Genomic DNA, 16617 nt, shown 5'->3' with positions numbered 1-16617 from the left:
AGCAAACATGACCGCCATCACCGATATCATCGGCCGCGAAATCCTCGACAGCCGCGGCAACCCGACCGTTGAGGTCGATGTTCACCTCGAAGACGGCAGCATGGGCCGAGCGGCCGTTCCGTCGGGCGCCTCCACGGGCGCGCATGAAGCGGTCGAGCTGCGCGATGGCGGCTCCCGCTATCTCGGCAAGGGCGTCGAGAAAGCCGTCGAAGCCGTGAACGGCGAGATCTACGATGCACTCGGCGGTCACGATGCCGAAAACCAGATCCTCATCGACAATCTGATGATCCAGCTCGATGGCACGGCGAACAAGTCGCGCCTCGGCGCCAATGCCATCCTCGGCGTTTCGCTTGCCGTTGCCAAGGCAGCCGCCCAGGCATCCGGCCTGCCGCTCTACCGCTATGTCGGTGGTCCGAACGCCCATGTCCTGCCGGTTCCGATGATGAACATCATCAATGGCGGCGCCCATGCCGACAATCCGATCGACTTCCAGGAATTCATGATCGTGCCCGTCGGCGCTGACAACATCCGTGATGCCGTGCGCATGGGTTCGGAAGTTTTCCACACGCTGAAGAAGCAGCTGGCAGCCGACGGTCACAATACCAATGTCGGCGATGAAGGCGGCTTTGCGCCTGGCCTCGCTTCGGCTCCGGCTGCCCTCGATTTCATCATGAAGTCGATCGAGAAGGCCGGCTACCGTCCGGGCGAAGACATGCATATCGCGCTCGACTGCGCATCGACCGAATTCTTCAAGGACGGCAAGTACGTGCTGGAAGGCGAAGGCCGTACGCTCGAGCCGGAAGCAATGGCCGACTATCTGGCGGAACTGGCTGCCAAGTACCCGATCTTCTCGATCGAGGACGGCATGGCCGAGGACGACTGGGACGGCTGGAAGGCCCTGACCGACAAGATCGGCAAAAAGGTTCAGCTCGTCGGCGACGATCTCTTCGTCACCAATTCCTCGCGCCTGCGCGACGGCATCAAGATGGGCGTTGCCAACTCCATCCTCGTCAAGGTCAACCAGATCGGTTCGCTGTCGGAAACGCTGGACGCCGTCTCCACAGCCAACCGCGCTGCCTACACGGCCGTCATGTCGCACCGTTCGGGTGAGACCGAGGACTCCACGATTGCCGATCTCGCAGTTGCCACCAACTGCGGCCAGATCAAGACCGGCTCGCTGGCCCGTTCCGACCGTACCGCCAAGTACAACCAGCTGATCCGCATCGAGGAAGAGCTTGGCCCGCAGGCGCGTTACGCAGGCTCGTCCATCCTGCGCGGCTAAGTCAATTACCGCTGCTTTCAGACATCGAGGCCCACGGCATTTCCCGCCGTGGGCTTTTTCGTTTTCAGTGTGTTAGGGTCAACGAAGGCTTAAGAGTTCCAGGATAATTTGGCGACAGTAACGCGTATCCAGGGCATTCGTTGGCATGTGGACCAGACATTACAAGAAGAAGATCTACGGTCGGCTCGTCCTTCCCGCTGTCGCGGTCGCTTTCCTTTCCTATTTCGGCTATCATTCGATCCACGGCGATTATGGCCTTCGCGCCGGACAAGCGCTGGAGAAAGTGCGGCTCGAGCGCGCTGCCGAGCTCGCCGAGTTGGTGCACCGTCGCACTGTGCTGGAGAAGGATGTGAGGCTTTTGAGCGATGGCTCGCTGGATGAGGATATCATCGATGAGAAGGCGCGCTATCAGCTGAATATGTCGCGCGCCGACGAGATTGTGATATTTAAATCATACTTCTGATTAACCGAAATCCAGTTAATCGCCTTTTCCTCCGTAATTACAGTTGCTTGCGTGGAATGTGAGCCATGCATTTCTGGCATTGCGGACGCCTGTTTTCTTCCCTATCCTATGGTCAACTTTGGACAATAATAAACCATGGGAGGGATGTATGGCGACGCGCAAATCCGCGAACGCTTCCAGCCGGAAGTCTACCGCGAAATCCGCCAGCACCGAGTTCACCGGCCAGAACATGCCGGGCTTTTCCAGAGAAGAAGAGCTGCACGCCTATCGCGAGATGCTGCTGATCCGCCGCTTTGAAGAGAAGGCTGGCCAGCTGTACGGGATGGGCTTCATCGGCGGTTTCTGTCACCTCTACATCGGCCAGGAAGCTGTCGTCGTCGGCATGCAGATGGCGCAGAACGAGGGTGATCAGGTCATCACTGCCTATCGCGACCACGGCCACATGCTGGCGCTCGGCATGAGCGCACGTGGCGTCATGGCTGAGCTCACCGGTCGCCGCAGCGGTCTTTCCAAGGGGAAGGGCGGCTCGATGCACATGTTCTCCAAGGAAAAGCATTTCTATGGCGGCCACGGCATCGTCGGTGCCCAGGTCTCGCTCGGAACCGGTCTGGCGTTCGCCAACAAGTATCGCGGCAATGATTCGGTTGCTGTTGCCTATTTCGGCGATGGTGCCGCGAACCAGGGTCAGGTCTATGAAAGCTTCAACATGGCAGCCCTCTGGAAGCTGCCGATTGTTTATATCGTCGAGAACAATCGTTATGCGATGGGCACCTCAACTGCCCGCGCCACGGCGCAGTCGGACTATTCCAAGCGCGGCGTGAGCTTCGGCATTCCCGGCGTTCAGGTCGATGGCATGGACGTCCGCGCCGTTAAGGCGGCTGCCGAGGATGCGCTCGAGCATTGCCGGTCCGGCAAGGGCCCGATCATCCTGGAAATGCTGACCTACCGATATCGCGGCCACTCCATGTCTGATCCGGCAAAGTATCGCTCCAAGGAAGAAGTGCAGAAGATGCGCTCCGAGCAGGATCCGATCGAACAGGTCAAGGCGCGCGTGCTCGCGCAGGGCTGGGCGTCCGAGGATGACCTCAAGGCCATCGACAAGGACGTTCGCGATATCGTTGCCGACAGCGCCGATTTTGCCCAGGCCGATCCGGAGCCGGATGTTTCCGAGCTCTACACCGACATCCTGTTGTAATCGGGGAGGGAACCCATGCCGATCGAAATTTTGATGCCCGCCCTCTCTCCGACCATGGAAGAAGGCACGCTGTCCAAGTGGATCAAGCAGGAAGGCGACACCGTTAAATCGGGTGACGTGATTGCTGAAATCGAAACCGACAAGGCAACGATGGAAGTCGAGGCCGTCGATGAAGGCGTGCTCGGCAAGCTGCTCGTATCTGCCGGCACCGAAAACGTGAAGGTGAACACGCCAATCGCCGTCCTGCTGCAGGACGGTGAAAGCGCCGATTCCATTGCTTCAGCAGCCAGCGCGCCGAAGGCCGAAGCCGCCCCGGCAGCTGACGACGCTGCAGCTGGTAAGGCACGCGAAGCCAAGGAAGAGGCTCCTTCCGACAAGGTTCCGGCAGCCCCCAAGGTCGATGTCGCGTCCGATCCGGATATTCCGGCAGGCACCGAGATGGTCACAATGACCGTGCGCGAAGCACTTCGGGAAGCCATGGCCGAGGAAATGCGCCGCGACGAGAATGTCTTCGTCATGGGTGAGGAAGTCGCCGAATACCAGGGCGCCTACAAGATCACCCAAGGGCTGCTGCAGGAATTCGGCGCCAAGCGCGTCGTCGATACGCCGATCACGGAACACGGCTTCGCCGGCGTCGGCGTCGGCGCTGCCATGGCCGGTCTGAAGCCAATCGTTGAGTTCATGACCTTCAACTTCGCCATGCAGGCGATCGACCAGATCATCAACTCCGCCGCCAAGACGCTCTATATGTCCGGTGGCCAGATGGGCGCACCGATGGTGTTCCGTGGTCCAAACGGTGCAGCCGCCCGCGTTGGCGCCCAGCACAGCCAGGACTATGCTGCCTGGTACAGCCAGATCCCGGGTCTCAAGGTCGTCATGCCCTATACGGCAGCTGACGCCAAAGGTCTGCTGAAGGCCGCGATCCGCGATCCCAACCCCGTCGTCTTCCTTGAAAACGAGATCCTTTACGGTCACTCTTTCGAGGTGCCGAAGATGGATGATTTCGTCCTGCCGATCGGCAAGGCGCGCATCCACAAGGCGGGCAAGGATGTCAGCGTCGTCTCCTTCGGCATCGGCATGACCTATGCAGTCAAGGCCGTGGAGGAACTGACGAAGGAAGGCATCGATGTCGAGCTCATCGATCTCAGGACCATCCGTCCGATGGACCTGCCGACCGTGATCGAATCGGTAAAGAAGACGGGTCGTCTGGTCACCGTCGAAGAAGGGTTCCCGCAGTCGTCGGTCGGTGATTTCATCGCCAACACGGTGCAGCGCGAAGCCTTCGACTATCTCGACGCACCTGTCGTGACGATTGCCGGCAAGGACGTGCCGATGCCTTACGCGGCAAACCTCGAAAAGCTCGCTCTGCCGAATGTCGGCGAAGTGGTCCAGGCCGTCAAAGCCGTCTGCTACAAATAAGGGGAGGCGAGGCTCATGCCTGTAAACATCACCATGCCAGCACTTTCTCCAACCATGGAAGAAGGCAATCTGGCCAAGTGGCTGGTCAAGGAAGGCGACACGGTCAAGGCCGGTGACGTCATCGCCGAGATCGAGACGGACAAGGCAACCATGGAAGTGGAAGCCGTTGATGAGGGCGTCATCGCCAAGCTGGTCGTTCCGGCCGGCACGGAGGCCGTCAAGGTCAACGCCCTGATCGCAATCCTCGCCGAAGAGGGCGAAGACGTGGCGGCCGCGGCCGCAGGCGGCGGGTCTGCCGCCGCCCCGAAGGCGGAAGCGGCAAAGACCGAGACACCTGCCGCGACGGCGCCTGCTGCCGCTTCGGCACCGGCGGCTTCATCGACGCCTGCAGGCAATGGTGGAGGCGTCGGCAACGGTGCTCCGGCAACCGCTGGCAAGTTCTCGTCGCCACTCGCTCGACGTCTGGCCAAGGAAGCCGGTCTCGACATCTCCGCCCTATCCGGCAGCGGCCCGAAGGGTCGCGTCGTGAAGAGCGACGTCGAAAAGGCCGTATCAAGTGGCGGTGCCAAGGCTCCGGCCGCAGCCCCATCGGCCGCCCCGGCACCGACCCTTGCCAAGGGTGCGTCGGACGAGGCCGTTCTCAAGAACTTCGCCGAAGGCTCCTATGAGCTCGTGCCGCATGACGGCATGCGCAAGACGATCGCCAAACGCCTGCAGGAATCGAAGCAGACCATTCCGCACTTTTATGTGTCGGTCGACTGCGAACTGGACGCACTTCTGGCGCTGCGTGCCCAACTCAACGCAGCCGCGCCTGAAAGGGATGGCAAACCGGCCTACAAGCTGTCGGTCAACGACATGGTGATCAAGGCCCTTGCTCTCGCGCTGCGCGACGTGCCGGATGCCAACGTGTCCTGGACCGATACCAACATGGTCAAGCACAAGCATGCCGATGTCGGCGTTGCAGTCTCGATCCCGGGTGGTCTGATCACCCCGATCATCCGCAAGGCCGAGGAAAAGAGCCTGTCCACCATCTCCAACGAGATGAAGGATCTCGGCAAGCGGGCCAAGGATCGCAAGCTGAAGCCCGAGGAATATCAGGGCGGCACGACTGCCGTGTCCAACATGGGCATGATGGGCGTGAAGAGCTTCTCGGCGGTCGTCAATCCGCCGCATGCAACGATCCTTGCGGTCGGTGCGGGCGAAGAGCGGGTCGTCGTGACGAAGGGCGAGATGACGGTAGCGAATGTCATGACCGTGACGCTCTCGACCGACCACCGCTGCGTCGATGGCGCGCTCGGGGCGGAACTGCTCGGCGCCTTCAAGCGCTACATCGAAAATCCGATGGGCATGCTGGTCTGATCCGGAGGCGGTGGCATGAAGACCGTTCTCGTCTATGGCGACAGCCTCACATGGGGATACGACCCGGTCAACCTGGGTCGGCATGCCTATGAGGACCGCTGGACAAGCGTCTTGCAAAAGTCGCTTGGTCATGGCGTCCGGGTGATTGCCGAAGGCCTGAATGGTCGCACAACCGCCTATGACGACCATCTGGGTGATTGTGATCGCAATGGTGCAAGGCTTCTGCCGAGCATCCTTGCCACCCACAAACCTATCGACCTTGTCATCCTGATGCTCGGGACGAATGACCTGAAACGCGGCATCCAGGGGACTGCGATTGGCGCCACCAGCGGTTTGAAACGCCTGGTGAAGTTGATCCAGCATCATGACTGGGGTTTCTCGTTCGAAGGACCTGAGATCCTGATCGTCTCACCCCCTGCCATTCGCGAGACGGCGGATGCGGCGTTCGGGGCGATGTTCAACCGATCGGTCGATGAAGGCGCCATGCTTGCCAGCATGTACAGCGATGCGGCGGATGAAACGGGTTGCGGCTTTTTCGACGCAGGATCTGTCGCCGAAACCACGCCGCTCGATGGCATTCATCTCGATGCGGAGAACACCCGTGCAATCGGTCGTGGCATAGAACCCGTCGTGCGAATGATGCTTGGGCTCTGACACACATCGCTGCCCGCCGGTTGAGGCGGGACGCGTTGATCAAAATCAAGGAGGTCTTGTGCGCTGAGGCTAACCTGAACCCATCAACCCCGAAAGAGGAGATGGGATCATGTCGAACACACCGCACGAACTGGCAGTGGAATTCCCTGAACACGTCGCGCTTATGCGTCATCTGAAGGAAACGGATGGTCATTTCGCGAGATTGTTCGAGAGCTATCACGAAGTGAACAGGGACATCCACCGCGCCGAAACCGATATCGAGCCTGCAGACGACTTCCACATTGTGGAGATGCGCAAGAAGCGGATGCAGCTCAAGGATGAAATCTACGGGATGCTGGTTCACCACGAACCGGAAGCCGAGACACCCGCAAGCTGAGGGTATCGCTTCCAATCCCGAAACGGGCTTCCGCGTCAGCGGAAGCTTTGAAGAAACCGAGGAGTGGAAGCGCCCATGTCCAATGCTTACGACGTCATCATCATCGGCTCCGGCCCCGGCGGTTACGTGACCGCAATCCGGTCGGCCCAGCTTGGCCTCAAGACCGCGATCGTCGAGCGCGAACACCTCGGCGGCATCTGCCTCAACTGGGGTTGCATCCCCACCAAGGCGCTTTTGCGCTCGGCGGAGATCCTCGACCACGCCAATCATGCCAAGTCTTACGGACTGACGCTGAACGGCACGATGACCGCCGACGTCAAGGACGTGGTTGCCCGCTCGCGCGGCGTATCGGCCCGCCTCAATGGCGGCGTCGCCTTCCTGATGAAGAAGAACAAGGTTGACGTGATCTGGGGCGAAGCCAAGCTTTCCAAGCCCGGCGAAGTGATCGTTGGCAAAATGACCAAGCCTGTCGTCGAGCCGCAAAACCCGGTTCCGAAGGGCGTCAAGGGCGAGGGCACCTACACCGCCAAGCATATTATCGTAGCGACCGGTGCACGGCCGCGCGCGCTGCCCGGCATCGAGCCGGATGGCAAGCTGATCTGGACCTATTTCGAGGCGATGAAGCCGGACTTCATGCCGAAATCGCTTGTCGTCATGGGCTCGGGCGCTATCGGCATCGAATTCGCCTCTTTCTACCGCTCGATGGGTGTCGATGTGACCGTTGTCGAGTTGATGGCGAACATCATGCCGGTGGAAGACGTCGAGATCTCCACATTGGCCCGCAAGCAGCTCGAAAAGCGTGGGCTCAAGATCATCACCGAGGCCAAGGTCTCCAAGGTCGAAAAGGGTGCAAACTCCATCACCGCCCATGTCGAGACCAAGGATGGCAAGGTGCAGCAGATCACCGCCGATCGCCTGATCTCGGCCGTTGGCGTGCAGGGCAATATCGAGAACCTCGGCCTTGAAACACTCGGCGTGAAGACCGATCGCGGCTGCATTGTCATCGATGGTTATGGCAAGACCAATGTGCCGGGCCTCTATGCGATCGGCGACGTTGCCGGCCCACCGATGCTTGCTCACAAGGCCGAGCATGAGGGCGTCATCTGCATCGAGAAGATCGCCGGCCTGCCGAACGTTCACCCGATGGACAAGGCAAAGATCCCTGGCTGCACCTACTGCAATCCGCAGGTCGCCTCGGTTGGCCTGACGGAAGCCAAGGCGAAGGAAGCCGGTCGCGACATTCGCGTTGGCCGCTATAACTTCAATGCCAACGGCAAGGCGATAGCGCTTGGCGAAGACCAGGGCATGATCAAGACAATCTTCGACAAGAAGACCGGCGAGCTGCTCGGCGCCCATATGGTGGGTGCGGAAGTGACCGAACTGATCCAGGGCTTCGTCGTCGCCATGAACCTGGAGACGACGGAAGAGGAATTGATGCACACGATTTTCCCGCATCCGACGCTGTCGGAAATGATGAAGGAAAGTGTGCTTGACGCCTATGGTCGCGTGCTGAACGCCTGATCGGGCGTTTCGGCGGGCACCCGTGAGTGCAGGGAAAGGAACGGGAATGGAAAGCGTCAGCTGGATCGGTGCGATCTTCTTTGGAGGGCTGGCGGGTTGGCTCGCTGGCAAATTCATGGACATGCGCTACGGCATCTTCATGAACATCGTGCTCGGAATTGTCGGCTCCGTTGTCGCTATTGCCGTACTCAGGGTCTTCGGCGTCCTCGTCGCAGACACTCGACTCGGTTACTTCGTCACGGCGTTTTTGGGTGCAAGCCTCTTGCTGTTCCTGGTCAAGCTGCTGCGCCGCTGAGCCTGTGTCGCGAGAGAGCGTTGTGCAATCGGTCACAGGCTACGGCATTCGCAATGGAAGCGGTCGCCGGATCGGGAACTTTCGCCACGGGGATACATTGTTCCATCATTGAAAACTGGATGGAGAATGACAATGGATCTCAATGGTGTAGGCCTGATTGGCGCAATCGTGATCGGTGGTCTGGCCGGCTGGCTCGCCGAGCGGTTCATGCGGAGCAACATGGGGCTCATCATGAACATCGTGCTCGGCATCGTGGGCGCGATCGCGCTCAATTTTATCCTGGCGCAGGTTTTCAACGTCGCCTATGCCGGGGCAATCGCATACCTGATCATCGGCTTCCTTGGCGCTTGCCTGCTGATTGCCGTTGGCAGAATGGTCCGACGATAACATCTGCTCCCCATGCAGAGATGTCTGGGCCGCCATGCATTTGGCGGCCTGACTTTTATCCTCGGAATGTATATGTAACGGCAAAGCCGACCGGCCTTGAGGGCTGTGGCAACCGACGAGGACTGCATGGTTACGATTCTGGACAGAACCGCCCCCGAAGACAAGCGCGTGCGCCATCCCGAAAAGGCGCACAAGCCCGATACGGAAGTGCTGCGCAAGCCGGAGTGGATCCGCGTCAAGGCCCCGACGTCCAAGGGGTACCACGAAACCCGTGACCTCGTCCGGTCGCACAAGCTTGTCACCGTCTGCGAAGAGGCCGGCTGCCCCAATATCGGCGAATGCTGGGACAAGAAGCACGCCACATTCATGATCATGGGTGAAATCTGTACCCGTGCCTGCGCCTTCTGCAATGTCGCAACAGGCAGGCCGAACCCACTTGATCTGGAAGAGCCCGCCAACGTTGCCAAGGCGGTCCGCCAGATGGGCCTCTCCCACGTCGTCATCACCTCGGTCGATCGTGACGATCTGGCCGACGGCGGTGCCGAGCATTTCGAGAAGGTGATTTGGGCGATCCGCGAAGCATCACCAGAGACGACGATCGAAATCCTGACGCCGGACTTCCTGAAAAAGCCGGGCGCTCTCGAACGCGTCGTTGCGGCCAAGCCCGACGTCTTCAACCACAACATGGAGACCGTGCCGGGCAACTATCTGACTGTTCGCCCGGGCGCCCGTTACTTCCACTCCGTGCGCCTGCTGCAGCGGGTCAAGGAACTGGATCCGACCATGTTCACCAAATCCGGAATCATGGTCGGTCTCGGCGAAGAGCGCAACGAGGTGCTGCAGTTGATGGATGACCTGCGCTCCGCGGATGTCGACTTCCTGACCATCGGCCAGTATCTCCAGCCAACGCGCAAGCATCACAAGGTCGAGCGCTTCGTAACGCCTGAAGAGTTCAAGTCCTATGAGGATATCGCCTATACCAAGGGCTTCCTGATGGTATCCTCGAGCCCTCTGACCCGCTCGTCGCACCATGCCGGCGACGATTTCACACGGTTGAGGGCAGCGCGCGAAAAGCTGCTCGCAAAGGTCTAACTGACTAAGAGCTTCCTCAACCTCGCAGGAGGCGTTAGGCCGCCTTCAACGAGGAGCGCAGGGACATGGTGTGTCACGTAGAGACGATTGAGGATGGGGCGGCGCACCTGCGGAATGCGCGGCGCGTCATGGTGATCGGTTGTTCCGGTGGCGGCAAATCGACTTTGTCCCGCAAAATCGCGAGCGGTCTTGATCTTCCCAATCATTCGATGGACCGCGAAGTGTTCTGGCTTCCCGATTGGGTCCAGCGCCCCCGGGCGGAGCAGAGGCAGATCATAACCGAGATTGTCAGAGGCGAGCGCTGGCTCATCGATGGAACCAATCCCTCGAGCTTTGACCTGCGCATGCCGCGTGCCGATCTGGTGATTTGGGTAAGGCTTTCTCGGTGGCGCTGCTTGCTCGGAGTCTACCGTCGCGCCAGTCGGCATGTCGGTCGCCATCGTCCTGAAATGGCCGTGGGCTGCATCGAAAAATGGCCCGACCGGGAATTCCTTTCCTATATCTGGACCTTCGAGCGCCGCTTTGCGCCGAGGATCGTTGAGGGAATCGACCGACACGGCCCAGATGTTCCGGTTGTTACACTCAAATCCCATGGCGAAATGGCGCACCTGCTTGATCTTGCGGGGCTTCCTCATTAAGTCCCTGACATGCCTCAGTTCGAAACTCGCCGCCTCGTCAAGCACTCGCCCTATCGGATGTACAGCCTTGTCGCCGATGTCGAGCGCTATCCGGAATTTCTGCCTCTCTGCGAGGCCTTGAACATTCGCTCGCGGCGCGAACGCGACGGCAAGGAACTGCTGCTGGCCGACATGACGGTTGGCTACAAGGCCATTCGCGAGACCTTTACAACACAAGTGCTTCTAACGCCCGCGGAGCGCGCCATCGACGTGAAATACATTGAAGGCCCGTTCAGATATCTCGACAATCGCTGGCGCTTTGAAGAAACAGCCGACGGCGGATGTGCGGTCCAGTTCTTCATCGACTACGAGTTCAAGAATCGCATCCTCGGCGCCCTCATGGGCTCGATGTTCGACCGCGCCTTCCGGATGTTCTCGGAAGCCTTCGAGGCGCGGGCCGACAAGATCTACGCCTGAGGGTGGGCGGCTGCTAACAGCATCTCGAGAGCTGTTCTGATCGTCTGCATCCGCACCATGCTTCGCCCGACATCGCCGTAGCGCATTTCGCGGTGGACGATGTCTCCGCTTCGCGTGGCGAGCGCCAGATGCACGAGGCCGACCGGCTTTTCCGCCGATCCGCCACCTGGGCCGGCAATGCCTGTCACCGCCACCGCAACCTCGGCATCCGACCGCATCAGCGCGCCCCGCGCCATCTGCAAAGCGGTCTCGCGTGACACAGCACCGAAGCGCTCGAGTGCAGCGGCGGAAACGCCGATCAGGTCCATCTTGGCCTGATTGCTATAGGTAACAAAGCCGCGGTCGATGACTGCCGAAGACCCGGCGATTTCAGTGAGTGCACCTGCAATCAATCCGCCAGTGCAGGATTCCGCCGTCGCGATCCGCCAGCCGCGTTTTGAATACAGGTCAATGACACCAGAGGCCTGGGCTTCGATGTCTGCGGGGAGGAGACCCATCAGTCGCGCCCCTGATAGACGACCGTGGCCGTCGCAATCGCCGCAATGCCCTCGCGGCGACCGACGAAGCCGATTGTCTCATTCGTCGTCGCCTTGACGGAGCATCGGTCGAGCGTGATGGACAGGATCTCCGAGAGTTGCTCGCGCATGGCCTGACGGTGCGGCCCGATCCGGGGGGCTTCTGCAATCAGCGAGATGTCCGCATTCATGATTGTGCCGCCGGCTTCGCGAACGAGGTTCGCCGCATGCTCAAGGAAGATCCGCGAGGGGGCTCCTTTCCAGCGCATGTCCGATGGCGGAAAATGATCGCCGATGTCACCGGCGCCGCAGGTCGCAAGCAGGGCATCGGTCAGCGCATGCAGCGCGACGTCGGCGTCGGAATGACCCTTCAGCCTCTGATCATGCGGAATGAAGATCCCACAAAGGGTCACTCCGTCTCCAGCTTCCAGCTGGTGAACGTCATAACCATTGCCTGTGCGAACATCCGGCAGCGTCCTGCGGCTGAGCTTCTCATCGGCCATGGCAATATCCCTCTGGATAGTCAGTTTCACGTTGTCTGGCGACCCGGCGACGATGTGAACCGGAATGCCGGCCCATTCTGCGATCGAGGCGTCGTCGGTAAATTCATTGGATCCGCCATCAGCTGCCCGTAGATGCGCGGCAAGGATAGGCTCGAACGTAAAGCTTTGCGGCGTCTGCGCGGCAAAGAGATCGGCGCGCGGCACCGTTTCCACAATGCTACGAGTCCGGTTCGCGCGTTTGATGGTATCCGCGACCGGCAGCGCCGGCAGGACGGCTGGTCGTCCGCGATCGAACTCATTGGCGATCGCATCGAGAAGGTCCGGCTCGATGAAAGGACGGACCGCGTCGTGGATCATCACATGCGAAACGCCGCGGTCTTCGAGTGCCAGCAGCCCGTTCAACACGGACACCTGCCGGCTCGCGCCACCATGAACCAGCGTCAGTCGCGATCCGAAGTCGAGATCGCCGGTTGCTGCGGCAAAGAGGCCTTCGTCATCCGGATGGATCACGGCAATGACAGGTCCGCCTCGGGGCCAGTCAAGCAGGCGCCGTAGTGTATGCCAGATGACCGGCTTGCCGCCGATCCGACGATACTGCTTGGGCCCCTCCACGGAAGCGCCTGCGCGTTCGCCCCGGCCGGCCGCCACCACCACGATACCGATTGCGCCGATCTGCTCTTGCTCCATCGCCCCACCTGGTCCATGACACATTGCCTTCAAACGCGTGCTCTATCGGCTTGAACGAAGCATTTCCAGCATAGCCATGATTTTTTGTTGCCGTGGGGAAATGCCCTCTTGGCTTTTGGCCACGCAATGGCTAAAAATCATGCAGCTAACACCAATGCTCGAAAGATAGTCATTTGCCATCGCATTCCCTGGATAGCGCCTTTCACATTGGATCCGTTCCAGTGCGAAATCGTGTCATCCTGGCCCCCATGTCGGGCGTGACGGATCTGCCCTTCCGTCAACTGGCATTTCGACACGGCGCGGGCCTCGTGGTGACCGAAATGGTCGCCAGCCGGGAGCTGGTGTTCAATGCGGCCGAAAGCTGGGCGCGACTGAAGGGGGCGGGCCTGACCCCGCACATGGTCCAACTGGCAGGTCGCGAAGCCCGCTGGCTCGCCGAGGCCGCCATCATCGCGGAAGCCAATGGCGCGGATATCATCGACATCAACATGGGGTGCCCCGCCAAGAAGGTCATAGGCGGCTATGCGGGCTCGGCCCTGATGCGCGAACCAGACCATGCTCTGTCGCTGATCGAGGCGACCGTGCGCGCCGTCAAGGTGCCGGTCACGGTGAAGATGCGCCTGGGTTGGGATCATGCCTCGATCAACGCACCCGAAATCGCCGCGCGCGCTGAGGCGGCGGGCGTTCAGATGGTGACGATCCATGGACGCACGCGCATGCAGTTCTACGAAGGTCGTGCGGACTGGGATGCGATCGCGGCCGTGCGCGACGCAGTGCGCATTCCACTTGTCGCCAATGGCGACGTCGAGACGAAGACGGATGCAGCCGAGATCCTTAGACGCTCCGGCGCCGATGCCGTGATGGTGGGACGATCAAGCTACGGGCGGCCCTGGCATGCGGGGTGGCTTGCCGGTGATGCTGGCCCGAACCCCGATGCGATACCGGCGCTTGCTGCAGAACATTATCGCATGATGCTCTCGCACTACGGTGCCGAAGTCGGTGTCCGGCATGCGCGCAAACATCTCGGTTGGTATCTCGATCGCCATGCCCCGTCAGCACCGCGCGATATCAAGACCGCGCTGATGACGTCGAAAGATGCAGCCTTTGTCGAGGCGAACTTGGTTGAAGCGCTCGCCCAGGGCCTTGTCGACCGGGCACAACAGGAGGCCGCATGATAGTGAGCGACAAGGGCAACGGCCTTGCAATGGCTGTCCTGAATGCCATTCAAAACCCCGTGGTCATGGTGGATGCGAACGGGCACATCGCCTTTGCCAACTGGGAGGCTGAAGCGTTCTTCGGCGCCAGCGCCACGCATCTCGCCCGTTATCGGATTTCCACGTTCATTCCCTTCGGCAGCCCGCTTCTGTCGCTCATCGAACAGGTTCGCGAGCGTCGTGCACCCGTCAATGAGTATCGCGTGGATTTGAGTTCGCCGCGGCTCGGTCAGGAAAAACTGGTGGACCTCTATGTTGCACCGGTACTGAGCCAGTCCGGCAACGTCGTTGTCGTCTTCCAGGAGAGATCCATGGCAGACAAAATTGATCGGCAGTTGACGCATCGCGCTGCGGCGCGATCGGTCACGGGCCTTGCCTCGATGCTTGCGCATGAGATCAAGAACCCGCTTTCAGGGATCCGTGGCGCCGCCCAGCTGCTGGAAACGGCCGTGACGGATGAAGACCGCGCACTGACCCGCCTGATCTGCGACGAGACGGACCGTATCGTTTCCCTCGTCGACCGTATGGAGGTATTTTCCGACGAGCGCCCGGTGGACCGGCAGTCGATCAACATCCATTCGGTCCTCGATCAGGTGAAGGCGGTTGCGAAAGCTGGTTTTGCCCGCAACATCCGCATCACCGAAAACTACGACCCCTCGCTGCCGCCGGTCTTTGCCAATCGTGACCAACTCGTCCAGGTCTTCCTCAATCTGGTGAAGAATGCATCGGAAGCCATCGGGGAGCGGTCGGACGGCGAAATCCAGCTGACCACGGCCTATCGGCCAGGCATCCGACTGTCCGTGGCCGGCTCACGGGAGAAAATATCGCTGCCGCTCGAATTTTGCGTACACGACAACGGCCCCGGCGTGCCTTCCGATCTGCTGCCGCACCTCTTCGATCCCTTCATCACGACGAAGACGAACGGATCCGGGCTTGGTCTGGCGCTGGTCGCAAAGATTATCGGCGCGCATGGCGGCATTGTCGAATGCGAAAGCCAGGCGAACCGCACCACATTTCGCGTCCTGATGCCCATGTCCAGGGAAAGCGCGCAGGACGATGCTCCACCCAGCACCATGACGGGAACACACGAATGACGGCGACGATCCTTGTTGCAGACGATGATGCGGCCATCCGTACGGTCCTCAATCAGGCTCTCAGCCGTGCCGGATATGATGTACGCATCACCTCGAACGCCGCCACACTGTGGCGCTGGGTCTCGGCTGGCGAAGGCGATCTCGTCGTCACCGACGTGGTCATGCCGGACGAAAACGCCTTCGATTTGCTGCCTCGCATCAAGAAGGCGCGTCCTGACCTGCCGGTTCTCGTGATGAGCGCGCAAAACACCTTCATGACCGCCATCAAGGCCTCGGAGAAGGGGGCGTATGACTATCTGCCGAAGCCCTTTGACCTGACGGAGCTGATCGCGATTATAGGACGGGCGCTGTCTGAGCCGAAGAAGCGTCCAGCCCGACTTGATGATGACACCCAGGACGGCATGCCGCTGGTCGGCCGCTCGGCGGCAATGCAGGAAATCTACCGGGTGTTGGCGCGTCTGATGCAGACCGATCTGACCCTGATGATTACGGGCGAGTCCGGCACCGGCAAGGAACTGGTCGCCAAGGCGCTGCACGACTATGGCAAGCGCCGCAACGGTCCCTTTGTTGCCATCAACATGGCCGCGATCCCCCGCGATCTCATCGAATCGGAGCTGTTCGGCCACGAAAAGGGGGCTTTTACCGGTGCGCAGACCCGCTCTACTGGGCGGTTTGAGCAGGCCGAGGGCGGCACGCTGTTTCTCGACGAGATCGGTGACATGCCAATGGACGCACAGACCCGCCTGCTGCGTGTGCTGCAGCAGGGCGAGTACACGACTGTCGGTGGTCGCACGCCCATTCGAACCGACGTGCGGATCGTCGCCGCCACGAATAAGGACCTGAAGCAGTCAATCAATCAGGGCTTCTTCCGCGAGGATTTGTACTACCGACTCAATGTCGTGCCTCTGCGCCTGCCGCCGCTCAGGGATCGCGCCGAGGACATTCCGGATCTGGTCCGCCATTTCATCCAGCAGGGTGAGAAGGAAGGACTGGACGTCAAGCGGTTCGACCAGGATGCGCTGGAGGCAATGAAAGCATATTCCTGGCCGGGAAATGTCCGCGAGCTCGAAAACGTCGTCCGCCGACTGATGGCGCTCTATCCGCAGGATGTCATCGGCCGTGAGATTGTCGAGCAGGAACTGCGTACCGATATTGCCGACAGTCCCGTTGTGAAGCTCGGCATGGCGGGTGGCAGCATGACCATTGGCCAGGCGGTCGAAGAGAATATGCGGACCTATTTTGCAAGCTTTGGCGACTCACTTCCGCCATCGGGTCTCTACGACCGCGTGTTGACCGAGATGGAATACCCCCTGATCCTGGCAGCCCTGACCGCAACGCGTGGAAATCAGATCAAGGCAGCGGATCTTCTCGGCCTTAATCGCAACACTCTGCGCAAGAAAATCCGCGAGTTGGGCGTCTCTGTGTATCGCAGCTCACGCTCGGCTTGACAGGTCGGGAACCTCCGTT

The 16617-nt window shown here is 60.4% G+C and carries 18 protein-coding genes; 16 read left to right on the top strand and 2 right to left on the bottom strand.

The annotated features are described in order from the left end of the window. Positions 1-7 precede the first annotated feature (7 nt). The 13 genes from eno to FAA97_RS03200 all read left to right on the top strand — a co-directional run bounded on the left by eno (position 8) and on the right by FAA97_RS03200 (position 11137). Positions 8-1282 (top strand): phosphopyruvate hydratase, encoded by a 1275-nt coding sequence (gene eno, locus FAA97_RS03260; protein WP_136597082.1) that lies wholly within the window; start codon positions 8-10, stop codon positions 1280-1282. Positions 1283-1427: 145 nt separating this feature from the next. Continuing rightward, positions 1428-1745, top strand: coding sequence for an FtsB family cell division protein (locus tag FAA97_RS03255; RefSeq protein WP_136597081.1), 318 nt, complete (start codon positions 1428-1430; stop codon positions 1743-1745). A 148-nt stretch (positions 1746-1893) separates the two neighbouring features. Continuing rightward, the gene (gene pdhA, locus FAA97_RS03250) at positions 1894-2940 is read left to right on the top strand and encodes a pyruvate dehydrogenase (acetyl-transferring) E1 component subunit alpha (RefSeq protein WP_136597080.1); all 1047 of its coding nucleotides are present in this window, start codon (positions 1894-1896) and stop codon (positions 2938-2940) included. Between the two features lie 15 nt (positions 2941-2955). Then, positions 2956-4359: a pyruvate dehydrogenase complex E1 component subunit beta gene (locus FAA97_RS03245; RefSeq protein WP_136597079.1), complete on the top strand. Its 1404-nt coding sequence runs from the start codon at positions 2956-2958 to the stop codon at positions 4357-4359. A gap of 15 nt (positions 4360-4374) precedes the next feature. Continuing rightward, complete coding sequence (locus FAA97_RS03240) at positions 4375-5718, top strand: pyruvate dehydrogenase complex dihydrolipoamide acetyltransferase (protein ID WP_136597078.1); 1344 nt, start codon at positions 4375-4377, stop codon at positions 5716-5718. 15 nt (positions 5719-5733) lie between these two features. After that, on the top strand, positions 5734-6372 hold the full coding sequence (locus FAA97_RS03235) for an SGNH/GDSL hydrolase family protein (RefSeq protein WP_136597077.1): 639 nt from the start codon (positions 5734-5736) through the stop codon (positions 6370-6372). Between the two features lie 109 nt (positions 6373-6481). Next, on the top strand, positions 6482-6748 hold the full coding sequence (locus tag FAA97_RS03230) for an HP1242/YdcH family protein (protein WP_136597076.1): 267 nt from the start codon (positions 6482-6484) through the stop codon (positions 6746-6748). A gap of 75 nt (positions 6749-6823) precedes the next feature. After that, entirely contained in the window at positions 6824-8269 is a 1446-nt protein-coding gene (gene lpdA, locus FAA97_RS03225; RefSeq protein WP_136597075.1) for a dihydrolipoyl dehydrogenase, read from the top strand. 46 nt (positions 8270-8315) lie between these two features. After that, the gene (locus tag FAA97_RS03220) at positions 8316-8564 is read left to right on the top strand and encodes a GlsB/YeaQ/YmgE family stress response membrane protein (RefSeq protein WP_136597074.1); all 249 of its coding nucleotides are present in this window, start codon (positions 8316-8318) and stop codon (positions 8562-8564) included. 132 nt (positions 8565-8696) lie between these two features. After that, a complete protein-coding gene (locus FAA97_RS03215; RefSeq protein ID WP_136597695.1) occupies positions 8697-8951 on the top strand; it encodes a GlsB/YeaQ/YmgE family stress response membrane protein in 255 nt (84 codons plus the stop codon). A gap of 126 nt (positions 8952-9077) precedes the next feature. Then, positions 9078-10043, top strand: a complete 966-nt coding sequence (gene lipA, locus FAA97_RS03210; protein ID WP_136597073.1) for a lipoyl synthase — start codon at positions 9078-9080, stop codon at positions 10041-10043. A gap of 65 nt (positions 10044-10108) precedes the next feature. Further along, positions 10109-10681 (top strand): P-loop NTPase family protein, encoded by a 573-nt coding sequence (locus tag FAA97_RS21225; protein ID WP_136597072.1) that lies wholly within the window; start codon positions 10109-10111, stop codon positions 10679-10681. A gap of 9 nt (positions 10682-10690) precedes the next feature. Next, the gene (locus FAA97_RS03200; protein ID WP_136597071.1) at positions 10691-11137 is read left to right on the top strand and encodes a type II toxin-antitoxin system RatA family toxin; all 447 of its coding nucleotides are present in this window, start codon (positions 10691-10693) and stop codon (positions 11135-11137) included. On the opposite strand, the gene FAA97_RS03195 is transcribed toward FAA97_RS03200, so the two are convergent. Both FAA97_RS03195 and FAA97_RS03190 read right to left on the bottom strand, forming a co-directional pair. Further along, on the bottom strand, positions 11128-11634 hold the full coding sequence (locus tag FAA97_RS03195) for a CinA family protein (RefSeq protein WP_136597070.1): 507 nt from the start codon (positions 11632-11634) through the stop codon (positions 11128-11130). The genes FAA97_RS03200 and FAA97_RS03195 overlap by 10 nt on opposite strands. Then, a complete protein-coding gene (locus FAA97_RS03190; RefSeq protein ID WP_136597069.1) occupies positions 11634-12842 on the bottom strand; it encodes a bifunctional 2-C-methyl-D-erythritol 4-phosphate cytidylyltransferase/2-C-methyl-D-erythritol 2,4-cyclodiphosphate synthase in 1209 nt (402 codons plus the stop codon). Before FAA97_RS03190 ends, FAA97_RS03195 begins: the two co-directional genes overlap by 1 nt. Positions 12843-13015: 173 nt before the next feature. Between FAA97_RS03190 and dusB the strand changes: the two genes are divergently transcribed. From dusB to ntrC, 3 genes are read left to right on the top strand one after another with little or no spacing between them, the layout of a single operon-like run. Beyond that, complete coding sequence (gene dusB / locus FAA97_RS03185; protein ID WP_136597068.1) at positions 13016-14017, top strand: tRNA dihydrouridine synthase DusB; 1002 nt, start codon at positions 13016-13018, stop codon at positions 14015-14017. Further along, on the top strand, positions 14014-15150 hold the full coding sequence (locus FAA97_RS03180) for a two-component system sensor histidine kinase NtrB (RefSeq protein ID WP_136597067.1): 1137 nt from the start codon (positions 14014-14016) through the stop codon (positions 15148-15150). The genes dusB and FAA97_RS03180 overlap by 4 nt, the downstream gene beginning before the upstream one ends. Continuing rightward, complete coding sequence (gene ntrC / locus FAA97_RS03175; protein ID WP_136597066.1) at positions 15147-16598, top strand: nitrogen regulation protein NR(I); 1452 nt, start codon at positions 15147-15149, stop codon at positions 16596-16598. The genes FAA97_RS03180 and ntrC overlap by 4 nt, the downstream gene beginning before the upstream one ends. The last annotated feature ends 19 nt before the right edge of the window (positions 16599-16617 follow it).

This window comes from Peteryoungia ipomoeae, from assembly GCF_004912165.1.
In the GTDB taxonomy this organism is placed as follows: Bacteria; Pseudomonadota; Alphaproteobacteria; order Rhizobiales; family Rhizobiaceae; genus Allorhizobium; species Allorhizobium ipomoeae.
This window is presented reverse-complemented; position numbering and strand designations above follow the sequence as displayed.

Excerpts from the sequence above, each read along its gene's own strand:
- FAA97_RS03195 (WP_136597070.1), bottom strand. The coding sequence starts at position 11,634 with ATGGGTCTCCTCCCCGCAGACATCGAAGCCCAGGCCTCTGGTGTCATT.
- lipA (WP_136597073.1), top strand. The coding sequence starts at position 9,078 with ATGGTTACGATTCTGGACAGAACCGCCCCCGAAGACAAGCGCGTGCGC.
- ntrC (WP_136597066.1), top strand. The coding sequence starts at position 15,147 with ATGACGGCGACGATCCTTGTTGCAGACGATGATGCGGCCATCCGTACG.
- FAA97_RS03180 (WP_136597067.1), top strand. The coding sequence starts at position 14,014 with ATGATAGTGAGCGACAAGGGCAACGGCCTTGCAATGGCTGTCCTGAAT.
- pdhA (WP_136597080.1), top strand. The coding sequence starts at position 1,894 with ATGGCGACGCGCAAATCCGCGAACGCTTCCAGCCGGAAGTCTACCGCG.
- FAA97_RS03230 (WP_136597076.1), top strand. The coding sequence starts at position 6,482 with ATGTCGAACACACCGCACGAACTGGCAGTGGAATTCCCTGAACACGTC.
- FAA97_RS03245 (WP_136597079.1), top strand. The coding sequence starts at position 2,956 with ATGCCGATCGAAATTTTGATGCCCGCCCTCTCTCCGACCATGGAAGAA.
- FAA97_RS03200 (WP_136597071.1), top strand. The coding sequence starts at position 10,691 with ATGCCTCAGTTCGAAACTCGCCGCCTCGTCAAGCACTCGCCCTATCGG.
- FAA97_RS03190 (WP_136597069.1), bottom strand. The coding sequence starts at position 12,842 with ATGGAGCAAGAGCAGATCGGCGCAATCGGTATCGTGGTGGTGGCGGCC.
- FAA97_RS03240 (WP_136597078.1), top strand. The coding sequence starts at position 4,375 with ATGCCTGTAAACATCACCATGCCAGCACTTTCTCCAACCATGGAAGAA.
- FAA97_RS03255 (WP_136597081.1), top strand. The coding sequence starts at position 1,428 with ATGTGGACCAGACATTACAAGAAGAAGATCTACGGTCGGCTCGTCCTT.
- eno (WP_136597082.1), top strand. The coding sequence starts at position 8 with ATGACCGCCATCACCGATATCATCGGCCGCGAAATCCTCGACAGCCGC.
- FAA97_RS03220 (WP_136597074.1), top strand. The coding sequence starts at position 8,316 with ATGGAAAGCGTCAGCTGGATCGGTGCGATCTTCTTTGGAGGGCTGGCG.
- lpdA (WP_136597075.1), top strand. The coding sequence starts at position 6,824 with ATGTCCAATGCTTACGACGTCATCATCATCGGCTCCGGCCCCGGCGGT.
- FAA97_RS21225 (WP_136597072.1), top strand. The coding sequence starts at position 10,109 with ATGGTGTGTCACGTAGAGACGATTGAGGATGGGGCGGCGCACCTGCGG.
- FAA97_RS03215 (WP_136597695.1), top strand. The coding sequence starts at position 8,697 with ATGGATCTCAATGGTGTAGGCCTGATTGGCGCAATCGTGATCGGTGGT.
- FAA97_RS03235 (WP_136597077.1), top strand. The coding sequence starts at position 5,734 with ATGAAGACCGTTCTCGTCTATGGCGACAGCCTCACATGGGGATACGAC.